The sequence below is a fragment of the Streptomyces wuyuanensis genome, assembly GCF_900103455.1.
In the GTDB taxonomy this organism is placed as follows: Bacteria; Actinomycetota; Actinomycetes; order Streptomycetales; family Streptomycetaceae; genus Streptomyces; species Streptomyces wuyuanensis.
Map to the genome: position 1 here is coordinate 381693 of NZ_FNHI01000002.1, position 21441 is coordinate 403133.

A 21441-nucleotide genomic window follows, 5' to 3' on the forward strand; every position below is an offset into this window, starting at 1 on the left:
GGAGGTCAGGCCTCCGCCACCACGCCTCCGGCCGCGGCGTCCGCTTCAGCGCCGGCCCCGGCGTCGGCCAGGAAGCCCGGCAACCAGGACTCCAGCTCGTCCCGGAGCCGCACGGTCGCGTTCAACTGGCACAGCACGCCTATCGTGCTCAGCGTCACACGGTGGATCAGCAGATAGGACGGCGGCAGATTGAGCTGCTTGCCCAACTGGTGCGCGGGAGACCGGGGATCGGCTATCCGCGCCGCCTGGGTCCGCATCCACCCGCGGGTGAAGGTGAACCGGTCCGCCTCCGCCGGTTCGATGATCGGCAGCAGATACTCCAGCACCGCGTCCGGGTCGAGGTCGATCGACTCCTTGACGAAGCCCTCCTCGCACAGGACTCCGTAGACCGCATCCGCCTCGCCCTCGAGCGTCATCCGGAGCGAGTCGCCGATGGTCCTGGGAAGTCCGCCGGGCAGTCGGTCCACCGTGCCGAAGTCCAGGACGCCGAGCCGCCACTCGGCCGGATCGCCATCACCCTCCGCCGCACCGGCCGCGGGCAGCAGCCGGAAGTTCCCCGGATGCGGGTCGGCATGGAGCAACCCCGTCCGGGCGGGGCCGGAGAACAGGAACCGGGCCAGCAACTGGCCGGCACGGTCCCGCTGCTCCTGAGTGCCGCCGCTGATCACATCCGCCAGCGGTGTCCCGTCCATCCACTCGGTGACCAGCACCTGGTCGGACTGGTGCACCACGTCGGGCACCACCACGTCGAGGTCGCCGGCGAACTCCGCCGCGTGCTCCCGCTGGGCCTCGGCCTCCAGTTCGTAGTCCAGCTCCTCCGACACCCGGTCGCGGAGCTCGGTGATCAGCGGTTTGATGTCCATTCCCGGGATCAGGGGTCCCAGCAGCCTGGCGAACCGGCTCAACTGGGACAGATCGGACAGCAGTGCCTCTCCGGCTCCCGGGTACTGGACCTTCACCGCGACCTCGCGCCCGTCGTGCCAGACCGCGCGATGGACCTGGCCGATGGACGCGGCCGCCGCCGGCTTGTCCTCGAACTCCAGGAAGAGCTCGCGCCAGTCCTCGCCCAGTCGCTCCGCCAGGGCCTCGTGGACCGTGCGCGTCGGCATCGGCGGAGCGGCTTCCTGGAGCTTGGTCAGTGCGGCCCGGTAGGGCCCTGCCACCTCCTCGGGAAGCGCCGACTCGAAGACGGACAGGGCCTGCCCGAACTTCATCGCGCCGCCCTTCAGCTCGCCGAGCACCTTGAACAACTGCTCCGCCGTGCGCTGTTGCAGCTCGTGCGCCACGATCTCCGCGGACTTGCCACCGATCCGCTTGCCCAGGCCCCATGTGGCACGGCCGGCGAAGCCCAGTGGCAGAGCGGCCAACTTGGCCGTACGGGTGACCGCCTTCCGGGGAAGATCAGACATGCGCCCCTCCAATTCCCAGCTGCCGTGCCGCGTCCGCCGTCCGGCACTGCTCCGTCGACGCCGCTACCCCGGCCATTGTGTCGTGCGGCGTCCCCGCCCCCGAGGCGCGCTCCCCCTCAGTCTGCCCAGCCGCCCCGCAGGGGCAGTCACGGTGGGGCCCGATCCGCCGCGATCGCCACTCGAGCAGCGGCAAGGACACCTCCCAGCGGGTCCCCGTACTGGCGGGCAGTTCACCGTCCAGGAAGGACAGGGCATGCGAGGCGGCCATGCCCGCGACCGTGGTGGCGAGTCCGAGGTCGCACGGCCCCGGCCCCGCGCCGCGGTGGCGCGGCATGCGCCACTGGGCCGCCATCCGCGGCCACACCGGGTCCCGCTCGGCTCGCCCCAGTGCCAGGCAGCCGGCACACGCCGAGCCCCCGGGCAGCACCAGCGGCCCCACCACGCCGGACGCCTCGGCAACACCCGCGTACAGATGGGGAGTTCCGGTGGCCATCCAGTCCTCTGCGGTCCCCGGGTCCGGCGCGTACGCCGAGAGGCCGTCGCGCGGCGCGACGATCACCAGGGAGAGGGGCGGCGGCTCCGTCTGCCCGCCGTCCGGGCGCCGGGCCGTTCGCCGCGTTCCGCCCGGAGCGGAACGGCGCACGAGCTGCTGCGCGGACACCGCCCTGCGCTCGCCGACCGCCTCCGCGGGGACCCCGCCCGGCGCCACGTCCCACGGTTCCACTCGCCCTCCGTCCAGCACCTCCACCTGGCCCACCCCGGACGCGGACAGCACGGCGGCGAGCGCCGCACCGACCCGGCCCGCGCCGCGCACCTGGACCCGCATCGCGCCACGGGCAGCCAACCGGGCCGCCCCGCCGCCGGGTTCGGGGTGGACCACCGACAGCGACGCCAGATCAGGCCGCAGCCGGTCGTACGCCCCCGTCCGCTTCCGCAGCGCGGCGGCCGCCGGTCCGCCGCCCGTCACGTCGTCCACCAGGCCCGCCTCGGCCAGCCGCTCCAGCAGAGCGTCGGCGTGGCCGTCGGGAAGTCCTATCGCCCTGGCCTCCTCACGCAGCCGCGGCAGCCCTCTCGTGCCGTCGAACAGCGACAGCAGGCTCCCGGTCGCCGTGTCCACCGGCCCCATCACCACGGCATGCGCCGCCGTCACTCCGAACTGCACATATCGCAGATCCCGCCATGCCTGCCGCAGTGCAGGCTTCACCACCGGATGCACATCCGCCCCCGTTCGCACGCCGTTCCGTCCGCGCTCGGTTCACGCTCCGTACGCGTGACGTCCGTTCACCGTCCCCACCGGAGCCGATTCCGGCGGGGCCCTTCTCGTACGGCATCAGAATGCCCGTCCTCGCCGGGCGGCGGAAAAGGTTGTCCACAGGTGTGGGGTATTAGTCGTTCAAGTGCCGCGCCCTCGTTCCGAGGCTCGGGCCCGGACCGTTCCGCCGGGCCATCCCGACCCGCCCGGGGGCGGGACTTCCCCTGCTCCAGCGGGTAACGTCGGGGCGTGTCCGCCGACCGACCGCTCCGCTCCCGTAGCCAGCAGCGCAGCACGACCGCCCAGCCGTCCCACCACTCCGCGACGAGCGCGGTCGAGGTCCGCCGCAGCGCCAGGCGCCGCAGAACGGTCTCCGCGTACCGGGACGGCGACCGGACCGTGGTGCTCATCCCGGCCCGGATGTCCGAGGCGGAGGAGCAGCGCTGGGTGACGGTGATGCTGGACAAGCTCGCGGCCCAGGAGAGCAAGCGGGCGCTCGGCGACGGGGAGCTGGCGGAGCGCGCCCGGCGGCTTTCGGAGCAGTACCTGGACGGACGCGCCGGACCGGCGTCGGTGCGCTGGGTGACGAACCAGAACACCCGCTGGGGGTCCTGCACCCCCGCGGAGGGCAGCATCCGCCTCTCGCACCGGCTGAAGGGAATGCCGGAGTACGTCGTGGACTACGTGCTCCTCCACGAGCTGGCCCACCTCCTGGTGCCCGGCCACGGACCCCGTTTCTGGCGGCTCCTGGAGTCTTACCCGCGCACCGAGCGCGCCCGGGGCTACCTGGAGGGCGTGGTCGCCGCGGACCGTCTGCCCCATCTGCCGGCCGCCCGCGGCGAGTGAGCTTCGCCGATCCTGTACCGAATGCGTCCCGGCTTGGCTCAATGTCGCCGCCAGCCGTTAGCCTGGCGCGACGCAATCGCATTTCGTCGGGATGGGGGACGGTCGTTACGCATGGCCAGGGAATTCCAACGCGGCCACAAGGCCAAGATCAGTGACCTGACACCGGGGACGGATCTGTACGTGGGTGTGCAGATCTCTGCTCCCGGACTGACCTTCGACATCAGCTGCTTCGGTCTCGACGCCAATGAGCAGCTCTCGGACGACCGCTATTTCGTCTTCTTCAACCAGCCGAAAACGCCCGAGGAGTCCGTCCAGCTGCTCGGAGCACAGGCCGGCGACACGGAGTCGTTCCGCGTCACGCTGGACCGTGTTCCGGCGCACATCCACAAGCTGTCGTTCACCGCGACGGTCGACGGCGCCGGTCAGATGTCGCAGATCGGCCCCGGATACATCCGGATCGTCGCCGGCGGCGAGGAAGTCGTCCGGTACGCCTTCACCGGTTCGGAGTTCTCCACCGAACGCGCCGTGATGCTGGGCGACTTCTACCTCAAGGACGTCTGGCGGTTCGCCGCCGTCGGCCAGGGCTTCGACGGCGGCCTCGACGCGCTGCTGAAGAACTTCGGCGGTGAGGTGGCCGAGGAGGAGCCCGCCCAGCCGCAGCCGCAGCAGGGGGTGCCCGGGTTCGCCCCGCCGGCCGCTGCCGCGCCCGCCCCCGCGCCCGCTCCCTCGTTCGGTGTTCCCGCGGCGCCACCGGCCCCGCAGGCTCCCCAGACGCCTCAGCCCGCGCCGGCGTTCGGCGCGCCCGCCCCCGCTCCGGCCAACCCGCAGATCCACGCGGCGCCGACGATCGCGGCCCCGATGACGCCGCCCGCCGGCACGGTGCCGCCCCAGGCGCCGCCGTCGCCGTACGGACAGCCGCCGCAGCAGCCGCAGTTCGGCCAGTTCCCGGGCCAGGTGCCCGGAGCGCCGGCCCCCTACGGACAGCAGCCCGCCCCGTACGGCCAGCCGGGGGCGGTGCCGCAGGGCGTTCCCCAGGGTGCCCCGCAGTCCGGCGCGGGACTCCAGGCGGCCCTCCAGCCCTACAAGGAACTGCCCACCGGCCAGCGGTGGACCCCGCAGAACCAGCAGCTCATGCGGGTCGACCTGGCGATGGGCGGCACGCCGGTGCTCGCCCGCCAGGGCAGCATGGTCATGTACCAGGGCAAGGTCGACTTCGGCTACAAGGGCGCCGGCTTCTCCGGCCGGATCGTCGGCAACGCGACGGGCCAGGAGATGCAGCTGATGCGCTGCAGCGGCCGCGGCCAGGTCTTCCTCGCCGAGGAAGGCGCGCATCTGCACCCCATCGAGCTCCAGGGGGACGCGATCTGCGTGTCCGCGGAGAACGTGCTGGCCTTCGACGAGTCGCTTCAGCACGAGGTCCGCCGCATCGAGGGGCACGGCATCCCCGGAGGGGCGCTGTTCACGATGCAGTTCCAGGGCACCGGCACGGTCGTCGTCAAGACGCACGGCATCCCGGTCGTCCTCCCGGTCACGCCCACCACGTTCGCCGACTCCAACGCCGTCGTGGCCTGGTCGGCGGCCTCCCAGGTGATCCTCTCCAGCCAGGTGCGACTGCGTCGCAACTCCTACCCGGGCCACAGCGGAGAGACCGTGAACCTCCAGTTCCGGGGCGCCCCCGGCAACTTCATCGTCGTCCAGCCCTACGAGGTCTGAGGGAGCCCGGAGAATGAACCAGCAACTCGCGGGCTTTGCCCCGACACCCGTGGTGGCCCGGATGGAGAACCACGGCCGCACGATGCTCAAGGTCGCCATGGCCTCGGGCCAGGACCTGTTCGCCCGTGCCGGCTCGATGGTCGCCTACGAGGGCTTCGTCCAGTACGAACCGAACCCGCCCGCCGTCCGCCAGATCGCCGGACAGTGGGTCACCGGCGAGGGCGCGCCCATCATGAAGTGCTCCGGCGACGGGCTGCTCTACCTGGCCGACTACGGCGCGGACGTCGTGGTCGTCAACCTCAACAACGACTCGATCTCGGTCAACGGCACCAATCTGCTCGCCTTCGACGCGCATCTCCAGTGGGGCGTCGAGCGGGTCAAGGGCCTCGCCAAGTTCGCCGGCCAGGGGCTGTGGAACGTCACGGTCGCGGGCACCGGGTGGGTCGCGCTCACTTCGCGCGGCACACCGATCGTCGTCGACTGCGGCCGCGGCGAGGACGAGACCTATGTCGACCCGGACGCCCTCGTGGCCTGGTCGCCGAACCTGAAGGTGAAGGGGAAGCGCAGCTTCAAGGCCTCCTCCCTCATCGGGCGGGGCAGTGGAGAGGCCTACCAGATGGCCTTCTCGGGTCAGGGCATCGTCGTCGTACAGCCGAGTGAGGACAGCACCGACCGACTGCGGGTCCGGGGCTGAGGGGGAGCGAGAACACACCATGCAGAGCCCGCTTTTCAGCTACGCGGAACAGCAGTCCCAGGAGCGCTACGTCGTGCAGAACCCGCAGCTCCTGCGGGTCGCGCTCACCGGACACGACGACGTCCTCGCCCGCAAGGGGGCGATGGTCGCCTACCAGGGTCTGATCGACTTCGACGGCGAGTACCAGTCGAGGAACCAGCGCAACGCCCGTGCGCGCACAGGCGAGGGCCTCGACCTGATGCGCTGCTCGGGCCAGGGGACGGTCTACTTCGCCAACCTCGCCCAGTACGTCCACGTGGTGGACGTGGACCAGGACGGCATGACCGTCGACAGCGCCTACGTGCTGGCGCTGGACTCCACGCTGCACACGGAGGTCATCGCCGTGGACAGCCAGTACGGCATCTCCGGCTCCGGGAAGTACCAGCTCAACATCTCGGGCCGGGGCAAGGTCGCGCTGATGACCTCTGGGCAGCCGCTGATGATGCAGGTCACCCCGGACAAGTACGTCAACGTGGACGCCGACGCGATCGTCGCCTGGTCGTCCTCGCTGCGGGTGCAGATGCAGGCGCAGACCCATTCCACCGGCGTCTGGCGGCGCCGGGGCAACACGGGGGAGGGGTGGGAGCTCAGCTTCCTCGGCCAGGGGTTCGCCCTGGTCCAGCCCAGTGAGGTCCTGCCGCCGCAGAACGCCCAGGTCGGGCAGGGCGTCCGGGCCCAGTTCGGCACGGGCCAGCACGGCTCCCACAGCCAGAACCAGAACAACGTCTGGAACTGAGCACGGGACGACGGGTCGGGGGCGGTCGAGGGACCGCCCCCGACCCGTCGGCTCCCGATCCCGCGACGACACATCGACATGTCGGCACGTCGGCGGGCTGGTCCGGACGCCTAGAACCGGGCGCGGGTCCGCTCCAGCAGACGCACGACCGACGCGTCGGCGACATCCGCCACCTCGGCGTAGCCGAACCAGCGCAGATCGAGCGACTCGTCGCTGATCGCCGGAGCCGCGTCCGGCGCCGCCAGCGCCGCGTACTGCACGTCCAGATGCCAGTGGCACGGCGCGGGGATCGCGTGCCGGTCCAGGGTCACCGGACCGCCCGGGAGCAGCGTCAGCCCCGCGATGCCCGACTCCTCCGTCGCCTCGCGAAGGGCCGCGTCCGCGAGAGTGGCGTCACCGGGCTCGCAGTGGCCGCCCATCTGGAGCCACATGCCCAGCTTCCTGTGCAGGGTCAGCAGCACCCGCTCGTGTGCCGGGTCCACGACCAGCACGCTGGCCGTGAGATGCCCGGCCTCGCACGCCTTCCACATGCCGTCGGGATGGTCCGCCAAGTGGTCCAGATACGTCCGGCGCAGCTCTTCCTGCCCTCCGCCGTACTCCTTGAGCACGCGGACGGCGTCGTCGTACAGGTTCACTTGTCGGTGTCGTCCCCGTCCCGGCCCTCGGCCGCCTCGCCGAGCATCTTGTCCAGCTCCGAGAAGTCGAGCTGCTCCCGGTGGACGAACCCGTCCGGGTCGTCGAGGTCGGTGGCCGTCGGCAGCATGTCCGGGTGTGCCCAGAGGCCGTCGCGGCCGTCCATGCCGCGCGCGTCGGTGAGCGACGCCCACAGCCGGGAGGCGTCCCGCAGCCTGCGCGGGCGCAGCTGGAGACCGATGAGCGTGGCGAACGTCTGCTCGGCGGGGCCGCCCGAGGCGCGGCGCCGGCGGAGGGTCTCGCGCAGGGCGCCGGCCGACGTCAGCCTGTTCTTGGCCGCGTCGTGCACCACGGCGTCCACCCACCCCTCGACCAGGGCGAGCGCGGTCTCAAGCCGGGCCAGCGCGGCCTTCTGCTCGGGTGTCTCCTCGGGCTGGAACATGCCCTGCTGGAGCGCCTCCTGCACCTGCTCGGGGTGTGAGGGGTCGAACTGCCCCACCACGTCCTCGAGCTTGGACGTGTCCACCTTGATCCCCCGGGCGTAGCCCTCGACCGCGCCGAACAGATGCGAGCGCAGCCACGGGACATGGGCGAAGAGCCGCTGGTGGGCGGCCTCGCGCAGCGCCAGGTACAGCCGGATCTCGTCCTTGGGGACGCCGAGGTCCTTGCCGAACGCCTCGATGTTCAGCGGGAGCAGCGCGGCCTTCCCGGCCGGCCCGAGCGGCAGACCGATGTCCGTCGAGCCGACGACCTCGCCCGCCAGCACGCCGATGGCCTGGCCGATCTGCTGGCCGAACATGGCGCCGCCCATGGAGCGCATCATGCCGATCAGCGGGCCCGCCATGGCCTGCATCTCCTCGGGCAGCACATCGCCCATGGCGACGCCCACGCGCTCGGCGACGGGGTCGACGAGCTGCTGCCACGCCGGAAGGGTCGCCTCGACCCACTCCGCGCGGCTCCACGCCACGGCGGTGCCGGCACCGGAGGGCAGGGACGTCGCACCGTCCAGCCACAGATCGGCGAGGCGCACGGCCTCCTCGACCGCGGCGCGCTCGGCGGGGCCGACGCTGGAATCCTTCGTGCCGTCCTGCGTGCCCTGCGAGACCGTCTGGCGGGCGATCTGCTTCGCCATGTCCCAGTTCACGGGACCGCCCTCGTAGCTCAGCATCTGGCCGAGCTGCTGGAAGGCCGCCCCGAGGTCCGTCGGGTTCAGCGAGCCGAACATCGCGGCGAACGGATTGTCCGCGCCGCCTCCCGGGCCGCCCGCTCCCGGGAACCCGAACCCGAAGGGGTTGGCCGGGCCGCCCTGGCCGCCGCCGGAGCCCTGCCCACCTCCGGCGGGATCCTTCTTCTTGCCCTCGTCGCCGTTCTCCGGCTCCTCCGGCGGAAGGCCGAATCCGAATGGGGTGTCACTCACGGGTTTCCTCGGCTCGTAGGGCCGCCGGCTTCCTGCCGGCGGCGAATGCCCGACTACACCACCAGCCTAAGCGGCGCCCGGCCGGTGGCGGAGGCGTCGACATGTGAAGCCGGACATGGGCTGGATGCTCCACCGGCTCACGGCCTGCGGCAGGATGGACGCCACCTCTTACGTACACGTCTGTCCGCGCACGTACTGAAGACAACCGCTGGAGACGCCCGGTGAGTTCCCCAGATCCGCAGGTTCGCGCAACGCGAAACCCCTCGACCCCGGTCACGGGGCGCGGCCCCGTGGTCGCGGTGACCGGCGCCGCCTCCGGCGTCGGTGACCTGCTGACCAGGCGCCTCGTCGCGTCGGACGAGATCGGCCGGGTCATCGCGGTCGACGAGCGCCGGGGTGACGTGCCCGAGGCGCACTGGCACGTCCTGGACGTGCGCGACCCGGCCATCGCCGAGAAGTTCCGCGGCGCCGACGTCGTCGTGCACCTCGCCCTCGACCTGGACCTCGAGACCGACTCCGCGGCCCGTACCGCGTACAACGTACGCGGTACCCAGACCGTGCTGACCGCCGCCGCGGCCGCGGGTGTCCACCGGGTCGTCCTGTGCACCTCGGCGATGGTCTACGGGGCGCTGTCCGACAACGACGTTCCGCTCTCCGAGGACGCGGAGCTGCGCGCCACGGCGGAGGCCACGGGTGTCGGCGACCTGCTGGAGATCGAGCGCCTGAGCCGCCGGGCCCCTCGCGCACACCCCGGCCTCAACGTCACGGTCGCCAGGCCCGCCGTACTGATCGGCGGCACCGACACGGCGCTCACGCGCTACTTCGAGTCCCCGAGACTGCTCGTCGTCGCCGGCTCCCGCCCCACCTGGCAGTTCTGCCATGTCGAGGACCTGGTGAGCGCGCTGGAGTACGCCGCCCTGGAGAAGGTCGACGGCGAGTTCGCGGTCGGCTGCGACGGCTGGCTGGAACAGGAGGAGGTCGAGGAGCTCAGCGGCATCCGGCGCATGGAGCTGCCGTCGGCGGTCGCCCTCGGCGCGGCGGCGCGGCTGCACCGGATCGGCCTCACGCCCTCACCGGCGGGTGACCTCGCCTACACGATGCACCCGTGGGTCGTCAGCGTCGGCAGGCTGCACGACGCCGGCTGGCGTCCGCAGTGGACCAACGAGGAGGTGCTCGCCGCCCTGCTCGAGGAGGTCCAGGGCCGGCACACCGTCGCCGGCCGCCGCCTCGGCCGCAAGGACGCCACCGCCGCCGCGGGTGCCGCGGGCGCGACCGTCGCGCTGCTGGGCACGGCGGCCCTCGTCCGACGCGCCCGCAAGCGCCGCGGGCTCTGAGGCGGTGGGCGGGCCCCTCCTTCCGCACGGGCCGCCCCCGCCGTACCGGAACCTCCCTCCCCGTGCGGGCGGCCTCCCTCTGTAGGAGGCTCCAAGTCCCGCCGCCGCCACCCGGTCGAACGCGCCATTACGCGATGTCGGTGGCGTACGGCACGATGGCTCCATGGGACGCACGAACGATCACCCGGGCGAGCAGGCGGCCGACGACCCGATCCGGCTGCTGGCGATAAGGGACACCCCGCTCTCCGTCGACGAGGTGTTCCGCGCCGTGGGCGACGCGGCCGCCGGCGGCACGGCGCTCTTCGTGGGCACCGTGCGCGACCACGACGGCGGCGCGGACGTCGACGCGCTCGGCTACTCGTGCCACCCCACCGCCGAGGCCGAGATGCGCCGCATCGCGGAGAAGGTCGCCGCCGAGTACCCCGTTCGGGCCCTGGCGGCCGTCCACCGCGTCGGCGACCTGGAGGTCGGCGACCTCGCCGTGGTCGTCGCCGTCTCGTGCCCGCACCGGGGGGAGGCGTTCGAGGCCTGCCGGAAGCTGATCGACGACCTCAAGCACGAGGTCCCGATCTGGAAGCACCAGCAGTTCTCGGACGGCACGGAGGAGTGGGTCGGCGCCTAAGGGCTGTCCCGCCCTGGGTGGCGCCGTCCGGCGGCCCCGGGCCCGATTTGCGTAACCGCCCCCCTGGCATGAGCGTTGAAGCGGCAAATGGTTAATCTGCTGATCGGTCAGTTGTACGAGCAGTTGTTCCAGCTCATGGGGTAGGGAGGTCGTGATGGCGGCACTCGCTTGGTTGTTGATTCCGCTTTTCGCTGCCATCGGCGCGGCGATATGGGGAAGCTGGGCATCGAGGAACCGGACCACCGGTGATGTCGCGGAACTCGCGGGCTACGCACGGTTCCGGGACGCCATGGAGAGGGCCCATTCCGGGACGGACGCCGTCTGACGCGACCGGCGGCCCCGCCGGATCCTCACCGCCGCCCGGCACGGGTGCGGGGACGAGCCTCGCGGGGAGCGGCCCGGTCGCGGCCCCGTACGGACCGGCCCGACGGGTGCACTGACGGACCAGTCCCGTACTGTCGTTCCATGCCACGCCGCACAGCGACGATGCTCGCCTCCACTCTCGTGCTCATCGTGCTGCTCTGTGTGGGCGTGTTCATGACCCCGCCCTACTCCGAGATGACGCCCGGGCCCACGGTGAACACCCTCGGCGACTCCGGTGGCGAGCCGGTCCTCCAGATCTCCGGCCGCAAGACCTACCCGACCTCCGGCAACCTCAACATGACGACGGTCCGGGTCACGGGTGCGGACTACAGGATGAACCTGGCGGAGGTCGTGTACGGCTGGCTGGCACACGACAACGTCGTGGTGCCGCACGAGACGCTCTATCCGGACGGCAAGACCGAGGAGCAGTCGAACCAGGAGAACGCGGAGGAGTTCAGCCAGTCCCAGGAGAGCGCCAAGGTCGCCGCCCTGCGCGAACTGGGGATTCCGGTGAAGTCCCGCGTCGTCGTCTCCTCGATCCGCAAGGACAGCCCGGCGCAGGGCACCTTGCATGCGGGCGATGTCATCAAGGCCGTCGACGGGACACCGGTGAAGAAGCCGGACGACGTCTCGAAGGCCGTGGTCAAGCACAAGCCGGGTGACGAGGTGACGTTCACGATCGTCCCGGCCAAGGAGGCGGCCGCGGCGGAGAAGGCCGGCAAGGAGCCGACCGGTTCCCAGGACGTGCAGGTCGGAACGGTGCGGTCGGAGCAGGCCAAGCGGACCATCGTGGGCATCACGGCCGGCACGGACCACACCTTCCCCTTCACCGTCGACATCAAGCTGGCCGACGTGGGCGGTCCGAGCGCGGGGCTGATGTTCGCGCTCGGCATCGTCGACAAGCTCACCCCGGCCGACCTCACGGGCGGCAAGTTCGTCGCCGGCACCGGCACGATCGACGACCGGGGCGTGGTCGGTCCCATCGGCGGCATCGAGATGAAGCTGGTCGGCGCGCGGAACGCGGGTGCCGAGTACTTCCTGACGCCCAGCGACAACTGCGCCGCCGCAGCCTCCGACATCCCCGAGGGCCTCACGCTGGTCAGGGTGAAGACGATCGACGACGCGACGAAGTCCCTGGAGAAGATCCGCAGCGGGAAGACCGCCGATCTGCCCAGCTGCTCCAAGAGCTGAGAAGAGCCGCGGGCACGGCCGGAATCCGCGGGCACGGACGCCGCGGGGACGTACGGAATCCGCGAGGACGGAGAGGGGGCGCGCCGCGACCGCGGTGCGCCCCCTCCGTGCACTGCTACGCCTCGAAGGTGGCCGAGAGGGCCTCCGCCAGCCCCGGCACCAGATCGCCGCCGGTGAGCACCTCGGTCGCGGAGTCCTTCTCCCGCAGCCGCAGTGCCGACTCGCGGGCACCGTCCCGCAGCACCGCCACCGTCATCCGGACCTCCTGGCGGTCCGGGTGGGCGGCCACCCATCGGGCCAGGCCGGCCTCGTCGAGGCCCTCCGGGACGGAGGTCTCGGCGGACGGCGGCAGCATCAGCCGCTCCACAGTGAGTGCGCACCCCGCCACCGCGTCGGGCCAGGCGATCGTTCCGAGGAACTCGTCCAGCGGGGTGCCGGAGGGGATCTCGTCCTGCTCGACCGGGGTCAGCGGAGCGGCCGCGTCCCCGTCGTCGAGACCGAGCTGGGCGGCGAGGCCCGGCTCCTGGGCGCGCAGCTGCGCGGTGTCGACGAGGGCGAAGAGCCGGGCCGGCTGGTCCCAGCCGAGGCCGGACGCGTACTCGTCGATTTCGAGCACCGCGCGGGTGAGCGGGCTCGCGGCCATCGGGGGGCCGCCGGGGGAAACGTTGGACATGCTCAATATCCTGCCTCCTTCGGCCCCGGAGTCGGGAACTAGGTAAAGCCTCAGTAAGTTGCATGAGTGGGCTCTACGATCGCGTGGGCCTACCGCAAAGGTGCCGGACGCATGGGACGGCACCCTGACAACGCTTTACACGACCGCGAACTTCGAGGGGCGCACGTTGGCTTTCCAGATGCCGGACCGCGGCGGAGGCCCGACCGGGCCACGGATCAGAGTGGGCCGGCCGTCCCGGCGCGTACGGACGCTGCTGATGACGCTCGGCGTGCTGGCCGTGCTCGCCATGGCCTTTGTCATGTTCGCCGGGTTCTGGACCGACTGGCTCTGGTACCGCTCGGTGAAGTACTCGTCGGTGTTCACCACGACCCTCTGGACCAAGATCGGTCTGTTCGCGGTCTTCGGCCTGCTGATGGCCGCCGCGGTCGGGGTGAACATCTGGCTCGCGCACCGGCTGCGGCCCCCGCTGAGCGCGATGTCGCTCGAGCAGCAGAGCCTCGACCGGTACCGGATGGGCATCGCCCCGTACAAGAAGTGGGTGCTGCTCGGGGTCACCGCGCTCGTCGGGCTGATCGCCGGGGCGTCCGCCTCCTCCCAGTGGCGCACCTGGCTGATGTGGGTCAACGGCGTGCCGTTCGGCCAGAAGGACCCCCAGTTCGGGATGGACGTGGCGTTCTACGCCTTCGACCTTCCCTGGTACCGGTTCCTGCTGGGCTTCGGTTTCGCCGCGGTCGTGCTCTCCCTGATCGCCGCGGTCCTCACCCACTACCTCTACGGCGGGCTGCGCGTCACGAGCCCCGGGGCGCGGGCGACCGCCGCGGCCACCGGACACCTGTCGGTGCTGCTGGGCTTCTTCGTCGCGCTCAAGGCCGTGGCGTACTGGCTGGACCGGTACGGCCTGGCCGTGAAGTCCAGTGACTTCAAGGCCGCGGGCAACTGGACGGGCCTGCGGTACGTGGACGCCAACGCGTATCTGCCGGCGAAGACGATCCTGTTCTGCATCGCCGTCATCTGCGCCGTGCTGTTCTTCGCGACGCTGTGGCGGCGCACCTGGCAGCTGCCGGTGATCGGCTTCGGCCTGATGGTGCTCTCCGCCATCCTCATCGGCGGCCTCTACCCGGCCATCGTGCAGAAGTTCCAGGTCCAGCCGAACGAGCAGGCCAAGGAATCCCCGTACATCAAGAAGAACATCGAGGCCACGCGCGAGGCGTACGGCATCGACGCGGCGAAGTCGGAGAACTACGGGGGCAAGGGCGACCCGAAGCGGAAGGCCGAGCAGCGCGAGCAGGCCGCCACGGCGGCCAGCTACCGGCTCGTGGACTCCAACATCGTCTCGCCCGCCTTCCAGCAGCTCCAGCAGGAGCGGAAGTACTACCAGTTCCCCGCGACCCTCGACGTGGACCGGTACACCGGCCCCGACGGGAAGCCGCAGGACACGGTGATCGGTCTGCGCGAGCTCAACATCAAGGGCATTCCGAAGCGGAACTGGATCAACGACCACTTCACCTACACCCACGGCTACGGCGCGATCGCGGCCAAGGGCACGAACACCATCACCGACGAGGACCAGGGCACGGTGGGTGCCCCGGACTTCACCGAGTCCGGTCTGCCCACCAAGGGCCAGCTCGGCACGTACGAGCAGCGGATCTACTACGGCGAGAAGACCGAGCAGTACTCGATCGTCGGCGGCCCGCAGAAGGAGCTCGACTACGAGAAGAACGGCGAGGTGACCACCAGCTACAAGGGCAAGAGCGGGGTCGACCTCTCCGGGGCCTTCAACCGGGCCGCGTACGCGGTCTCGTTCAGCGAGCCGCAGATCCTCTACTCCGGAGCGATCGGTGACGGTTCGCGGATCCTCTACAACCGCACGCCCAAGGAGCGCGTCGAGGCGGTGGCCCCCTGGCTCACCATCGACGGCGACGCCTACCCGGCGGTGGTCGACGGCCGCATCAAGTGGATCGTCGACGCGTACACCACGACGAACGGCTACCCCTACGCCTCGCGTACGACGCTCGGGGACACCACGGCCGACTCGCTGACCGACAGCCAGCGTGCCGTCGTCGCGCAGCAGAACCAGGTCAACTACATCCGCAACTCGGTGAAGGCCACCGTCGACGCGTACGACGGCACGGTCGACCTGTACCAGTGGGACACCAAGGACCCGGTCCTCAAGACCTGGATGAAGGCGTTCCCGGACACGGTCAAGGCGAAGAGCGAGATCAAGCCCGGTCTGCTGGCGCATCTCCGCTACCCCCAGGACATGTTCAAGGTCCAGCGCGAACTGCTCACCCGGTACCACGTGACCGACCCCGAGCAGTTCTACAGCGGCAGTGACGCCTGGCAGGTGCCGGCCGACCCGACGCAGAAGGACGGCAGCGCGGTTCCGCCGTACTACCTGAGCTTGAAGATGCCGGGTGAGCAGGACCAGAGGTTCTCGCTGACGACGACGTTCACGCCCAGCGGACGGCCCAACCTGGGCGCGTTCATGGCCGTCGACGCCGATGCGAACAGCAAGGGCTACGGGTCGATCAGACTGCTGAGGGTGACCTCGACCGTGCAGGGCCCCTCGCAGGTGCAGAGCGAGCTCAACAGTGTGCCGGAGGTCGCGACGTTCGTCCGCGACCTGCGGGGCACCGACTCGGAGATCGACTACGGCAACCTGCTCACGGTTCCGCTGGACGGCGGCTTCCTGTACGTCGAGCCGGTGTACGCCCGAGGCGGCGCCGCCAACTACCCGCTGCTGAAGAAGGTGGCGGTGTCGTACGGCGGCAAGCCGGTCTTCAAGGACAGTCTGGCCGAGGCGCTGAACGCGGTGTTCGGAGTGGAGGGCGCCGAGCAGCCGCCCGCGACGCAGCCGCCGACGGAGCCGGGCGACACCACGCCCCAGCCGCCGGCCACGGGTACCGCGGCGCTGAAGCAGGCCATCGCGGACGCCCAGAAGGCGTACGAGGAAGGCGAGGCGGCGCTCAAGAAGAACGACTGGGCGGCGTACGGCAAGGCCCAGGCCGATCTGCAGGCGGCGTTGGAGCGGGCGGCGGCAGCGCAGTCGCCGGCCCCCGGGGCACCGCCGAGTAAACCCGGAGGCTGACCGAACGGGTGGTTCACCGGACAGGCTCCACTCCGCACCGTGGTACTGTAGGTACACAACGACGCGGGGTGGAGCAGCTCGGTAGCTCGCTGGGCTCATAACCCAGAGGTCGCAGGTTCAAATCCTGTCCCCGCTACTGAGATCGAGGGCCCGGATCCATCAGGATCCGGGCCCTCGGCGTGTGTCAGGGGTGATTTCCCCCGAAGCGTGTCCCGATTGGGGTGAGTTGAGTTCGGTGTCCCGGGCGACGCGTGTTTGACTTGTCTCTCTGTGGGCATGTCGACAAAACGCTGAAGTGACCTCACTGGCTGCGGTATACCAGGTGTACGCGGGTAGTAGGTGGTGCGACGATGGAATTTATGGGGGACGGGACAACTCTGTTGGAGACGGGGCGGTTTGTGCATGAGCACGCCGTCACCGCGGTGGCCGCGGTGGGCGTGGCCGATGCGACGGCCGTCGACGCCGTGGACCCGATCGAGTCCCTGACCCCTGTGGAACCCCTGCCCGTCACCGACGCCGAGGCGGAGACCGAGGCCAGGCACCGGCGCGCCGCCGAGGCCGGGGACGTGGCGTCCATGAGTGTCCTCGGCGCGATGCTGCTGCGTCGGGGCGACCTGGACGGCGCCGAGCCGCATCTGCGCGCGGCCACCGCCGAGGGCGACCGCGCCGCCGCCAACAACCTGGGGGTGCTGCTGCACCAGCGCGGCTACGCCGACGAGGCGGCCGGCTGGTGGCGGATCGCGGCGGTCGCCGGCTCCGCGGCGGCCGCGCACGCACTCGGCCGGCACTTCCGGGAGCGGGGCGACGAGCCCGCCGCCGAGTACTGGCTCCGCCAGTCCGCCGAGCAGGGGCACGCCCTCGGCGCCTACGCCCTCGCCGATCTGCTCGAGCACCGCAGCGAGCCGGGCGCCGAGCGATGGCTGCGGGCGGCCGCCGAACAGGGCCACCGTGAGGCCGCCTACCGGCTGGCGCGTGCCCTGGAGCGGCAGTCCCCGGGCGGGAGCGCCCAGGAGAGCCGCGGCTCCACCGCGGCCGCGGACGCACACACCGGTGCGGGCGCCGGCGCGGTCGAGGACGAGAACGCCTCCGAGGGCGCGGTGGCGGGCGGCCGAGTCGTCGCAGCCGGAGCGGTCGTCCCCGCCCCGCGCGCCGCCGGCGGGCCTTCCGCCGCGGCTGCTTCCGCGGTGACGGACCGCCCCACCGCCGACACGGCACCGGGCGCGTCCGAGCACCCGGGCGAAGCCGAGCAGTGGTACCGGCAGGCGGCCGCCCGCGGGCACCGCCGGGCTGCGCTGCACCTGGGCGGCATCCTGGAGCGCCGGGGCGAGCTGAAGGAGGCCGCGCGCTGGTATCTCACCTCCGCCAAGGAGGGGGAGGCGCGTGCCGCCTGCGCGCTGGGCTTCCTGCTCAAGGACGCCGGTGACGAGGAGAGCGCCGCCGTGTGGTGGCTACGGGCCGCCCAGGACGGCGATGGCAACGCTGCCAACGCGCTGGGTGCGCTGCACGCTGCGCGCGGTGAGCAGCAGTCCGCCGAGCGCTGGTACCGCGCCGCCATGGACGCGGGCGATGTCAACGGGGCGTACAACCTCGGTCTGCTCTGCGCGGCCCAGGGCCGAACCGGCCAGGCCGAGCAGTGGTACCGCCGTGCCGCGTACGCCGGGCACCGCGAGGCCGCCAACGCGCTCGCCGTCCTGCTGCTGCAGGCCGGGGACCCGGTGGGCGCCGAGCCCTGGTTCTCCAAGGCCGCGGAGGCGGGCAGCGTGGACGCCGCGTTCAACCTCGGCATCCTGTACGCAGGCCGCGACGAGGACCGTACGGCCCTGCGCTGGTACGAGCGCGCGGCGGCGGCCGGGCACACGGAGGCCGCCCTGCAGGTCGGGATGGCCTGCCTGAGGGACGGGGACGAGCAGGCGGCCGAGCGCCATCTGCGCTGCGCCGCGGGCGGCGGCAGCGCCGAGGCGGCGTTCCGGCTCGCCACGCTGCTCGACGCCCGTCAGCCGCCGCCCCGTGCGCCCGCGCTCGGTGAGCCCTTGAGCGAGAAGACCGAGTGCGAGGAGTGGTACGAGCGGGCCGCCGAGCAGGGACACCGCCGGGCGCAGGTGCGCATCGGCATGCTCGCCGCGGCCCGGGGCGATGTGACGGAGGCCGTCCGCTGGTACCGGGAGGCGGCGGAGGCAGGCAGCCGGAACGGCGCGTTCAACCTGGGGCTGCTGCTCGCGCGCGAGGGCAACGAGCGCGAGGCCGCCCTGTGGTGGGGTCGTGCCGCCCGCGCCGGGCACGGTCGTGCGGCGCTCCGGCTCGCCCTGCTGGCCGCGCGTCGCGGGGAGCTCGCGGAGGGCCAGCGCTGGTGTGCCCGGGCCGTGGAGCTGGGGCCCGCGGAGGTCGCCGATCGTGCGGCCGCGCTGCGCGAGGCGCTTCACCAGGAGCTCACTGCCTGAGGGGCCTGCGGCACCGCGCTCGGCGGCCCGAACGGGTGAATGGATATTGGATTTGCTCTGGTCCACGGGGTGACGTACTGTTGAGCTCACCGACGCGGGGTGGAGCAGCTCGGTAGCTCGCTGGGCTCATAACCCAGAGGTCGCAGGTTCAAATCCTGTCCCCGCTACTCAAGGCCGAAGGCCCGGATCCCATGGATCCGGGCCTTCGGTGTTTGCCGGGTTCGCCGGCGGCTTCCGCAGGGTGGGCGGCACAACGGGCACGCGCACGGAGGCGCCCCGCCATCGTGGCGTCGAAGGTGCGCCGGGGCGGGAACGGTCGCAGGGGAAAGGCGAACGGGCGGGCCGAGACGGCCCGCCCGGGAAGCGGCGATGCGGGTCGACCCGCGTGATCCGGGCCGTGTCCGACGCGGCCCTAGGCGCTCGCGCAGTTGGGGCAGATGCCCCGGTACGTGACCTCGACGTCCGAGACCGTGAAGCCGAAGCGCTCCGAGTCCGGCAGGTCCGACAGCGGATTGCCGTTCGGGTGCACGTCGCGGATCGCGCCGCAGTGGGCGCAGACCAGGTGCTGGTGCGGGCGGTGCGCGTTCGGGTCGTACCGCTTCGCGCGGTGGTCCGTGGCCACTTCCAGGACCTCGCCCAGTGAGACGAGCTCACCCAGGGTGTTGTACACCGTGGCCCGGGAGATCTCCGGCAGCCGCTCGACTGCACGTGCGTGCACCTCGTCGGCGGTCAGATGGACGTGCTCACCGTCGAGGACCTCGGCCACGACGCGCCGCTGCGCGGTCATACGCCAGCCGCGTCCGCGCAGTCGTTCCAACAGGTCGCTCATACGTATCAGCCTAACAGTCGGGGGAGCGAACCCCGAACGAATGTGAGTTTGGACCGCTGATTGACTTAGACATTGTCCATTGTAGGATCGTGAACATCGCCGGCCAAGGGACAGGACTGGTCGGCACGCAGTTTTCGCAGGAGGCGCACGTGACGCAGGGACCGCTCACCACGGAGGCCGGCGCGCCGGTCGCCGACAACCAGAACAGCGAGACCGCGGGCGCCGGAGGCCCGGTCCTGGTCCAGGACCAGCTGCTGCTCGAGAAGCTCGCGCACTTCAACCGTGAGCGCATCCCGGAGCGTGTGGTCCACGCCCGTGGCGCCGGTGCGTACGGCACGTTCACGGTGACTGCGGACGTCACGCGCTACACCCGGGCGAAGTTCCTCTCCGAGGTCGGCAAGCGGACCGAGACGTTCCTGCGCTTCTCCACGGTCGCGGGCAACCTCGGCGCGGCGGACGCGGTGCGCGACCCCCGCGGTTTCGCGCTGAAGTTCTACACCGAGGAGGGCAACTACGACCTCGTCGGCAACAACACCCCGGTGTTCTTCATCAGGGACGCCATCAAGTTCCCGGACTTCATCCACACGCAGAAGCGCGACCCGTACACGGGCAGCCAGGAGGCGGACAACGTCTGGGACTTCTGGGGCCTGTCGCCCGAGTCGACCCATCAGGTGACCTGGCTGTTCGGTGACCGCGGTATCCCCGCCTCGTACCGGCACATGAACGGCTACGGCTCGCACACCTACCAGTGGAGCAACGAGGCCGGCGAGGTCTTCTGGGTCAAGTACCACTTCAAGACCGACCAGGGGATCAGGAACCTCACCCAGGCCGAGGCCAACAAGCTGGCCGGCGAGGACCCGGACAGCCACCAGCGCGACCTGCGCGAGGCCATCGAGCGCGGCGACTTCCCGTCGTGGACCGTGCAGGTCCAGATCATGCCCGCGGCCGACGCGGCGGCCTACCGCTTCAACCCGTTCGACCTCACCAAGGTGTGGCCGCACGAGGACTACCCGCCGATCGAGATCGGCCGGCTGGAGCTCGACCGCAATCCGGAGAACATCTTCGCGGAGGTCGAGCAGTCGATCTTCAGCCCTGCGCACTTCGTGCCGGGCATCGGCCCGTCCCCGGACAAGATGCTCCAGGGCCGTCTCTTCGCGTACGGCGACGCCCACCGCTACCGCGTCGGCATCAACGCCGACCATCTGCCGGTGAACCGTCCGCACGCCACGGAGGCGCGCACCCACTCCCGTGACGGACTCCTGTACGACGGCCGCCACAAGGGCGCCAAGAACTACGAGCCGAACAGCTTCGGCGGTCCCTTCCAGACCGACAGGCCGCTGTGGCAGCCGGTTCCGGTCTCGGGCGTCACCGGCGACCACGAGGCCCCGTCGCACTCCGAGGACGACGACTTCGTCCAGGCGGGCGACCTCTACCGGCTGATGTCCGAGGACGAGAGGGGCCGTCTGATCGAGAACCTGGCGGGCTTCATCGCCAAGGTCTCCCGGGACGACATCGCCGAGCGGGCGATCGGCAACTTCCGTCGGGCCGACGGAGACTTCGGCAAGCGGCTGGAGGCCGCGGTCCAGGCCCTGCGCGGCTGACGAAACCAGCACTGGATCGCTTGTCGTGGGAGAGCGGGCCGTGACCTCCCCCGGGGGAGGTCACGGCCCGCTCGTGTGTCCGGGTCAGCCGGCGAGCGTGGTCGCCTCCGCCCGGTGCCGGGCCGGTGCCCAGCATCGGATGATGTCGCGTACGGAGACGATGCCGACGGGTCCTTCGGCGTCGAGCACGATGAGATGACGGAAGCCGCCGTGGGTCATGGCGTCCGCGGCTTCCTCCAGGGTCCACGAGGGAGCGGCGAACACGACGTCGGTGGTGGTGTGGGCGGCGGCGGATTCGTGGTCGGGGTCCTGGCCCGCGCCGAGCGAGTTCAGGACGTCCCGCTCGGTGAGGATGCCGAGGCCGCTGGTGTCGGTGTCGAGGACGACGGCCGCCCCGACGCGTCGTGCGGCCATCAGCCGTGCGGCCTGCCTGAGGGTGTGCGCGGGGCCGATGGTGAGGACCACCGTGCTCATGGCGTCACGGACGAGCATGGATGGAGCCACCTCCTTGATGAATCCTTCAACGAGAAGGGATTCACAAGTTCACAAATGGGGGGACTCTC

Annotated in this window: 18 protein-coding genes and 2 tRNA genes; 13 read left to right on the top strand and 7 right to left on the bottom strand. The window is 71.2% G+C overall.

Going from position 1 to position 21441, the window contains the following annotated elements:
* Positions 1–5: 5 nt before the first annotated feature.
* Positions 6–1409: an ABC1 kinase family protein gene (locus tag BLT82_RS04805; RefSeq protein WP_093652530.1), complete on the bottom strand. Its 1404-nt coding sequence runs from the start codon at positions 1407–1409 to the stop codon at positions 6–8.
* Positions 1402–2625: a ThiF family adenylyltransferase gene (locus BLT82_RS04810; protein ID WP_093652531.1), complete on the bottom strand. Its 1224-nt coding sequence runs from the start codon at positions 2623–2625 to the stop codon at positions 1402–1404. The genes BLT82_RS04805 and BLT82_RS04810 overlap by 8 nt, the downstream gene beginning before the upstream one ends.
* A 285-nt stretch (positions 2626–2910) precedes the next feature.
* Between BLT82_RS04810 and BLT82_RS04815 the strand changes: the two genes are divergently transcribed.
* The 4 genes from BLT82_RS04815 to BLT82_RS04830 all read left to right on the top strand — a co-directional run bounded on the left by BLT82_RS04815 (position 2911) and on the right by BLT82_RS04830 (position 6689).
* Positions 2911–3507 carry a M48 metallopeptidase family protein gene (locus tag BLT82_RS04815; RefSeq protein WP_093652532.1) on the top strand — a complete coding sequence of 199 codons (597 nt, stop codon included), beginning with the start codon at positions 2911–2913 and terminating at the stop codon, positions 3505–3507.
* Positions 3508–3618: 111 nt separating this feature from the next.
* The gene (locus tag BLT82_RS04820) at positions 3619–5220 is read left to right on the top strand and encodes a TerD family protein (RefSeq protein ID WP_093652533.1); all 1602 of its coding nucleotides are present in this window, start codon (positions 3619–3621) and stop codon (positions 5218–5220) included.
* 13 nt (positions 5221–5233) lie between these two features.
* Positions 5234–5914 carry an AIM24 family protein gene (locus BLT82_RS04825; protein WP_093652534.1) on the top strand — a complete coding sequence of 227 codons (681 nt, stop codon included), beginning with the start codon at positions 5234–5236 and terminating at the stop codon, positions 5912–5914.
* A 19-nt stretch (positions 5915–5933) separates the two neighbouring features.
* Positions 5934–6689 (top strand): AIM24 family protein, encoded by a 756-nt coding sequence (locus BLT82_RS04830; protein WP_093652535.1) that lies wholly within the window; start codon positions 5934–5936, stop codon positions 6687–6689.
* Between the two features lie 110 nt (positions 6690–6799).
* On the opposite strand, the gene BLT82_RS04835 is transcribed toward BLT82_RS04830, so the two are convergent.
* Both BLT82_RS04835 and BLT82_RS04840 read right to left on the bottom strand, forming a co-directional pair.
* Positions 6800–7324 carry an NUDIX hydrolase gene (locus BLT82_RS04835; protein WP_093652536.1) on the bottom strand — a complete coding sequence of 175 codons (525 nt, stop codon included), beginning with the start codon at positions 7322–7324 and terminating at the stop codon, positions 6800–6802.
* Positions 7321–8739: a zinc-dependent metalloprotease gene (locus BLT82_RS04840; protein WP_093652537.1), complete on the bottom strand. Its 1419-nt coding sequence runs from the start codon at positions 8737–8739 to the stop codon at positions 7321–7323. The genes BLT82_RS04835 and BLT82_RS04840 overlap by 4 nt, the downstream gene beginning before the upstream one ends.
* Before the next feature lie 221 nt (positions 8740–8960).
* Between BLT82_RS04840 and BLT82_RS04845 the strand changes: the two genes are divergently transcribed.
* The 4 genes from BLT82_RS04845 to BLT82_RS04855 all read left to right on the top strand — a co-directional run bounded on the left by BLT82_RS04845 (position 8961) and on the right by BLT82_RS04855 (position 12249).
* Positions 8961–10073, top strand: a complete 1113-nt coding sequence (locus BLT82_RS04845) for an SDR family oxidoreductase (RefSeq protein WP_093652538.1) — start codon at positions 8961–8963, stop codon at positions 10071–10073.
* A gap of 163 nt (positions 10074–10236) precedes the next feature.
* The gene (locus BLT82_RS04850; RefSeq protein ID WP_093652539.1) at positions 10237–10695 is read left to right on the top strand and encodes a molybdenum cofactor biosynthesis protein MoaE; all 459 of its coding nucleotides are present in this window, start codon (positions 10237–10239) and stop codon (positions 10693–10695) included.
* A 154-nt stretch (positions 10696–10849) separates the two neighbouring features.
* Positions 10850–11020: a hypothetical protein gene (locus tag BLT82_RS37055; RefSeq protein WP_167745959.1), complete on the top strand. Its 171-nt coding sequence runs from the start codon at positions 10850–10852 to the stop codon at positions 11018–11020.
* Between the two features lie 140 nt (positions 11021–11160).
* Positions 11161–12249: a YlbL family protein gene (locus BLT82_RS04855; protein ID WP_167745960.1), complete on the top strand. Its 1089-nt coding sequence runs from the start codon at positions 11161–11163 to the stop codon at positions 12247–12249.
* Positions 12250–12364: 115 nt separating this feature from the next.
* Here the strand turns inward: BLT82_RS04855 and BLT82_RS04860 are convergent, their stop codons facing one another.
* Positions 12365–12922 (bottom strand): PPA1309 family protein, encoded by a 558-nt coding sequence (locus tag BLT82_RS04860; protein WP_093652541.1) that lies wholly within the window; start codon positions 12920–12922, stop codon positions 12365–12367.
* A gap of 178 nt (positions 12923–13100) precedes the next feature.
* On the opposite strand from BLT82_RS04860, the gene BLT82_RS04865 reads away from it, so the two are divergent.
* From BLT82_RS04865 to BLT82_RS04880, 4 genes are all read left to right on the top strand, one after another.
* The gene (locus BLT82_RS04865) at positions 13101–16010 is read left to right on the top strand and encodes a UPF0182 family membrane protein (protein WP_208867725.1); all 2910 of its coding nucleotides are present in this window, start codon (positions 13101–13103) and stop codon (positions 16008–16010) included.
* 62 nt (positions 16011–16072) lie between these two features.
* Positions 16073–16146, top strand: a tRNA-Met gene (locus BLT82_RS04870).
* 214 nt (positions 16147–16360) lie between these two features.
* Entirely contained in the window at positions 16361–18448 is a 2088-nt protein-coding gene (locus tag BLT82_RS04875) for a tetratricopeptide repeat protein (RefSeq protein WP_093652543.1), read from the top strand.
* A 93-nt stretch (positions 18449–18541) separates the two neighbouring features.
* Positions 18542–18615, top strand: a tRNA-Met gene (locus BLT82_RS04880).
* A 245-nt stretch (positions 18616–18860) separates the two neighbouring features.
* On the opposite strand, the gene BLT82_RS04885 is transcribed toward BLT82_RS04880, so the two are convergent.
* Positions 18861–19277, bottom strand: coding sequence for a Fur family transcriptional regulator (locus tag BLT82_RS04885; protein WP_093652544.1), 417 nt, complete (start codon positions 19275–19277; stop codon positions 18861–18863).
* A gap of 149 nt (positions 19278–19426) precedes the next feature.
* On the opposite strand from BLT82_RS04885, the gene BLT82_RS04890 reads away from it, so the two are divergent.
* Positions 19427–20878 carry a catalase gene (locus BLT82_RS04890; protein ID WP_093652545.1) on the top strand — a complete coding sequence of 484 codons (1452 nt, stop codon included), beginning with the start codon at positions 19427–19429 and terminating at the stop codon, positions 20876–20878.
* Positions 20879–20962: 84 nt separating this feature from the next.
* Here BLT82_RS04890 and BLT82_RS04895 read toward each other — a convergent pair whose 3' ends face one another.
* A complete protein-coding gene (locus tag BLT82_RS04895; RefSeq protein ID WP_093652546.1) occupies positions 20963–21370 on the bottom strand; it encodes a CBS domain-containing protein in 408 nt (135 codons plus the stop codon).
* Positions 21371–21441 lie beyond the last annotated feature (71 nt).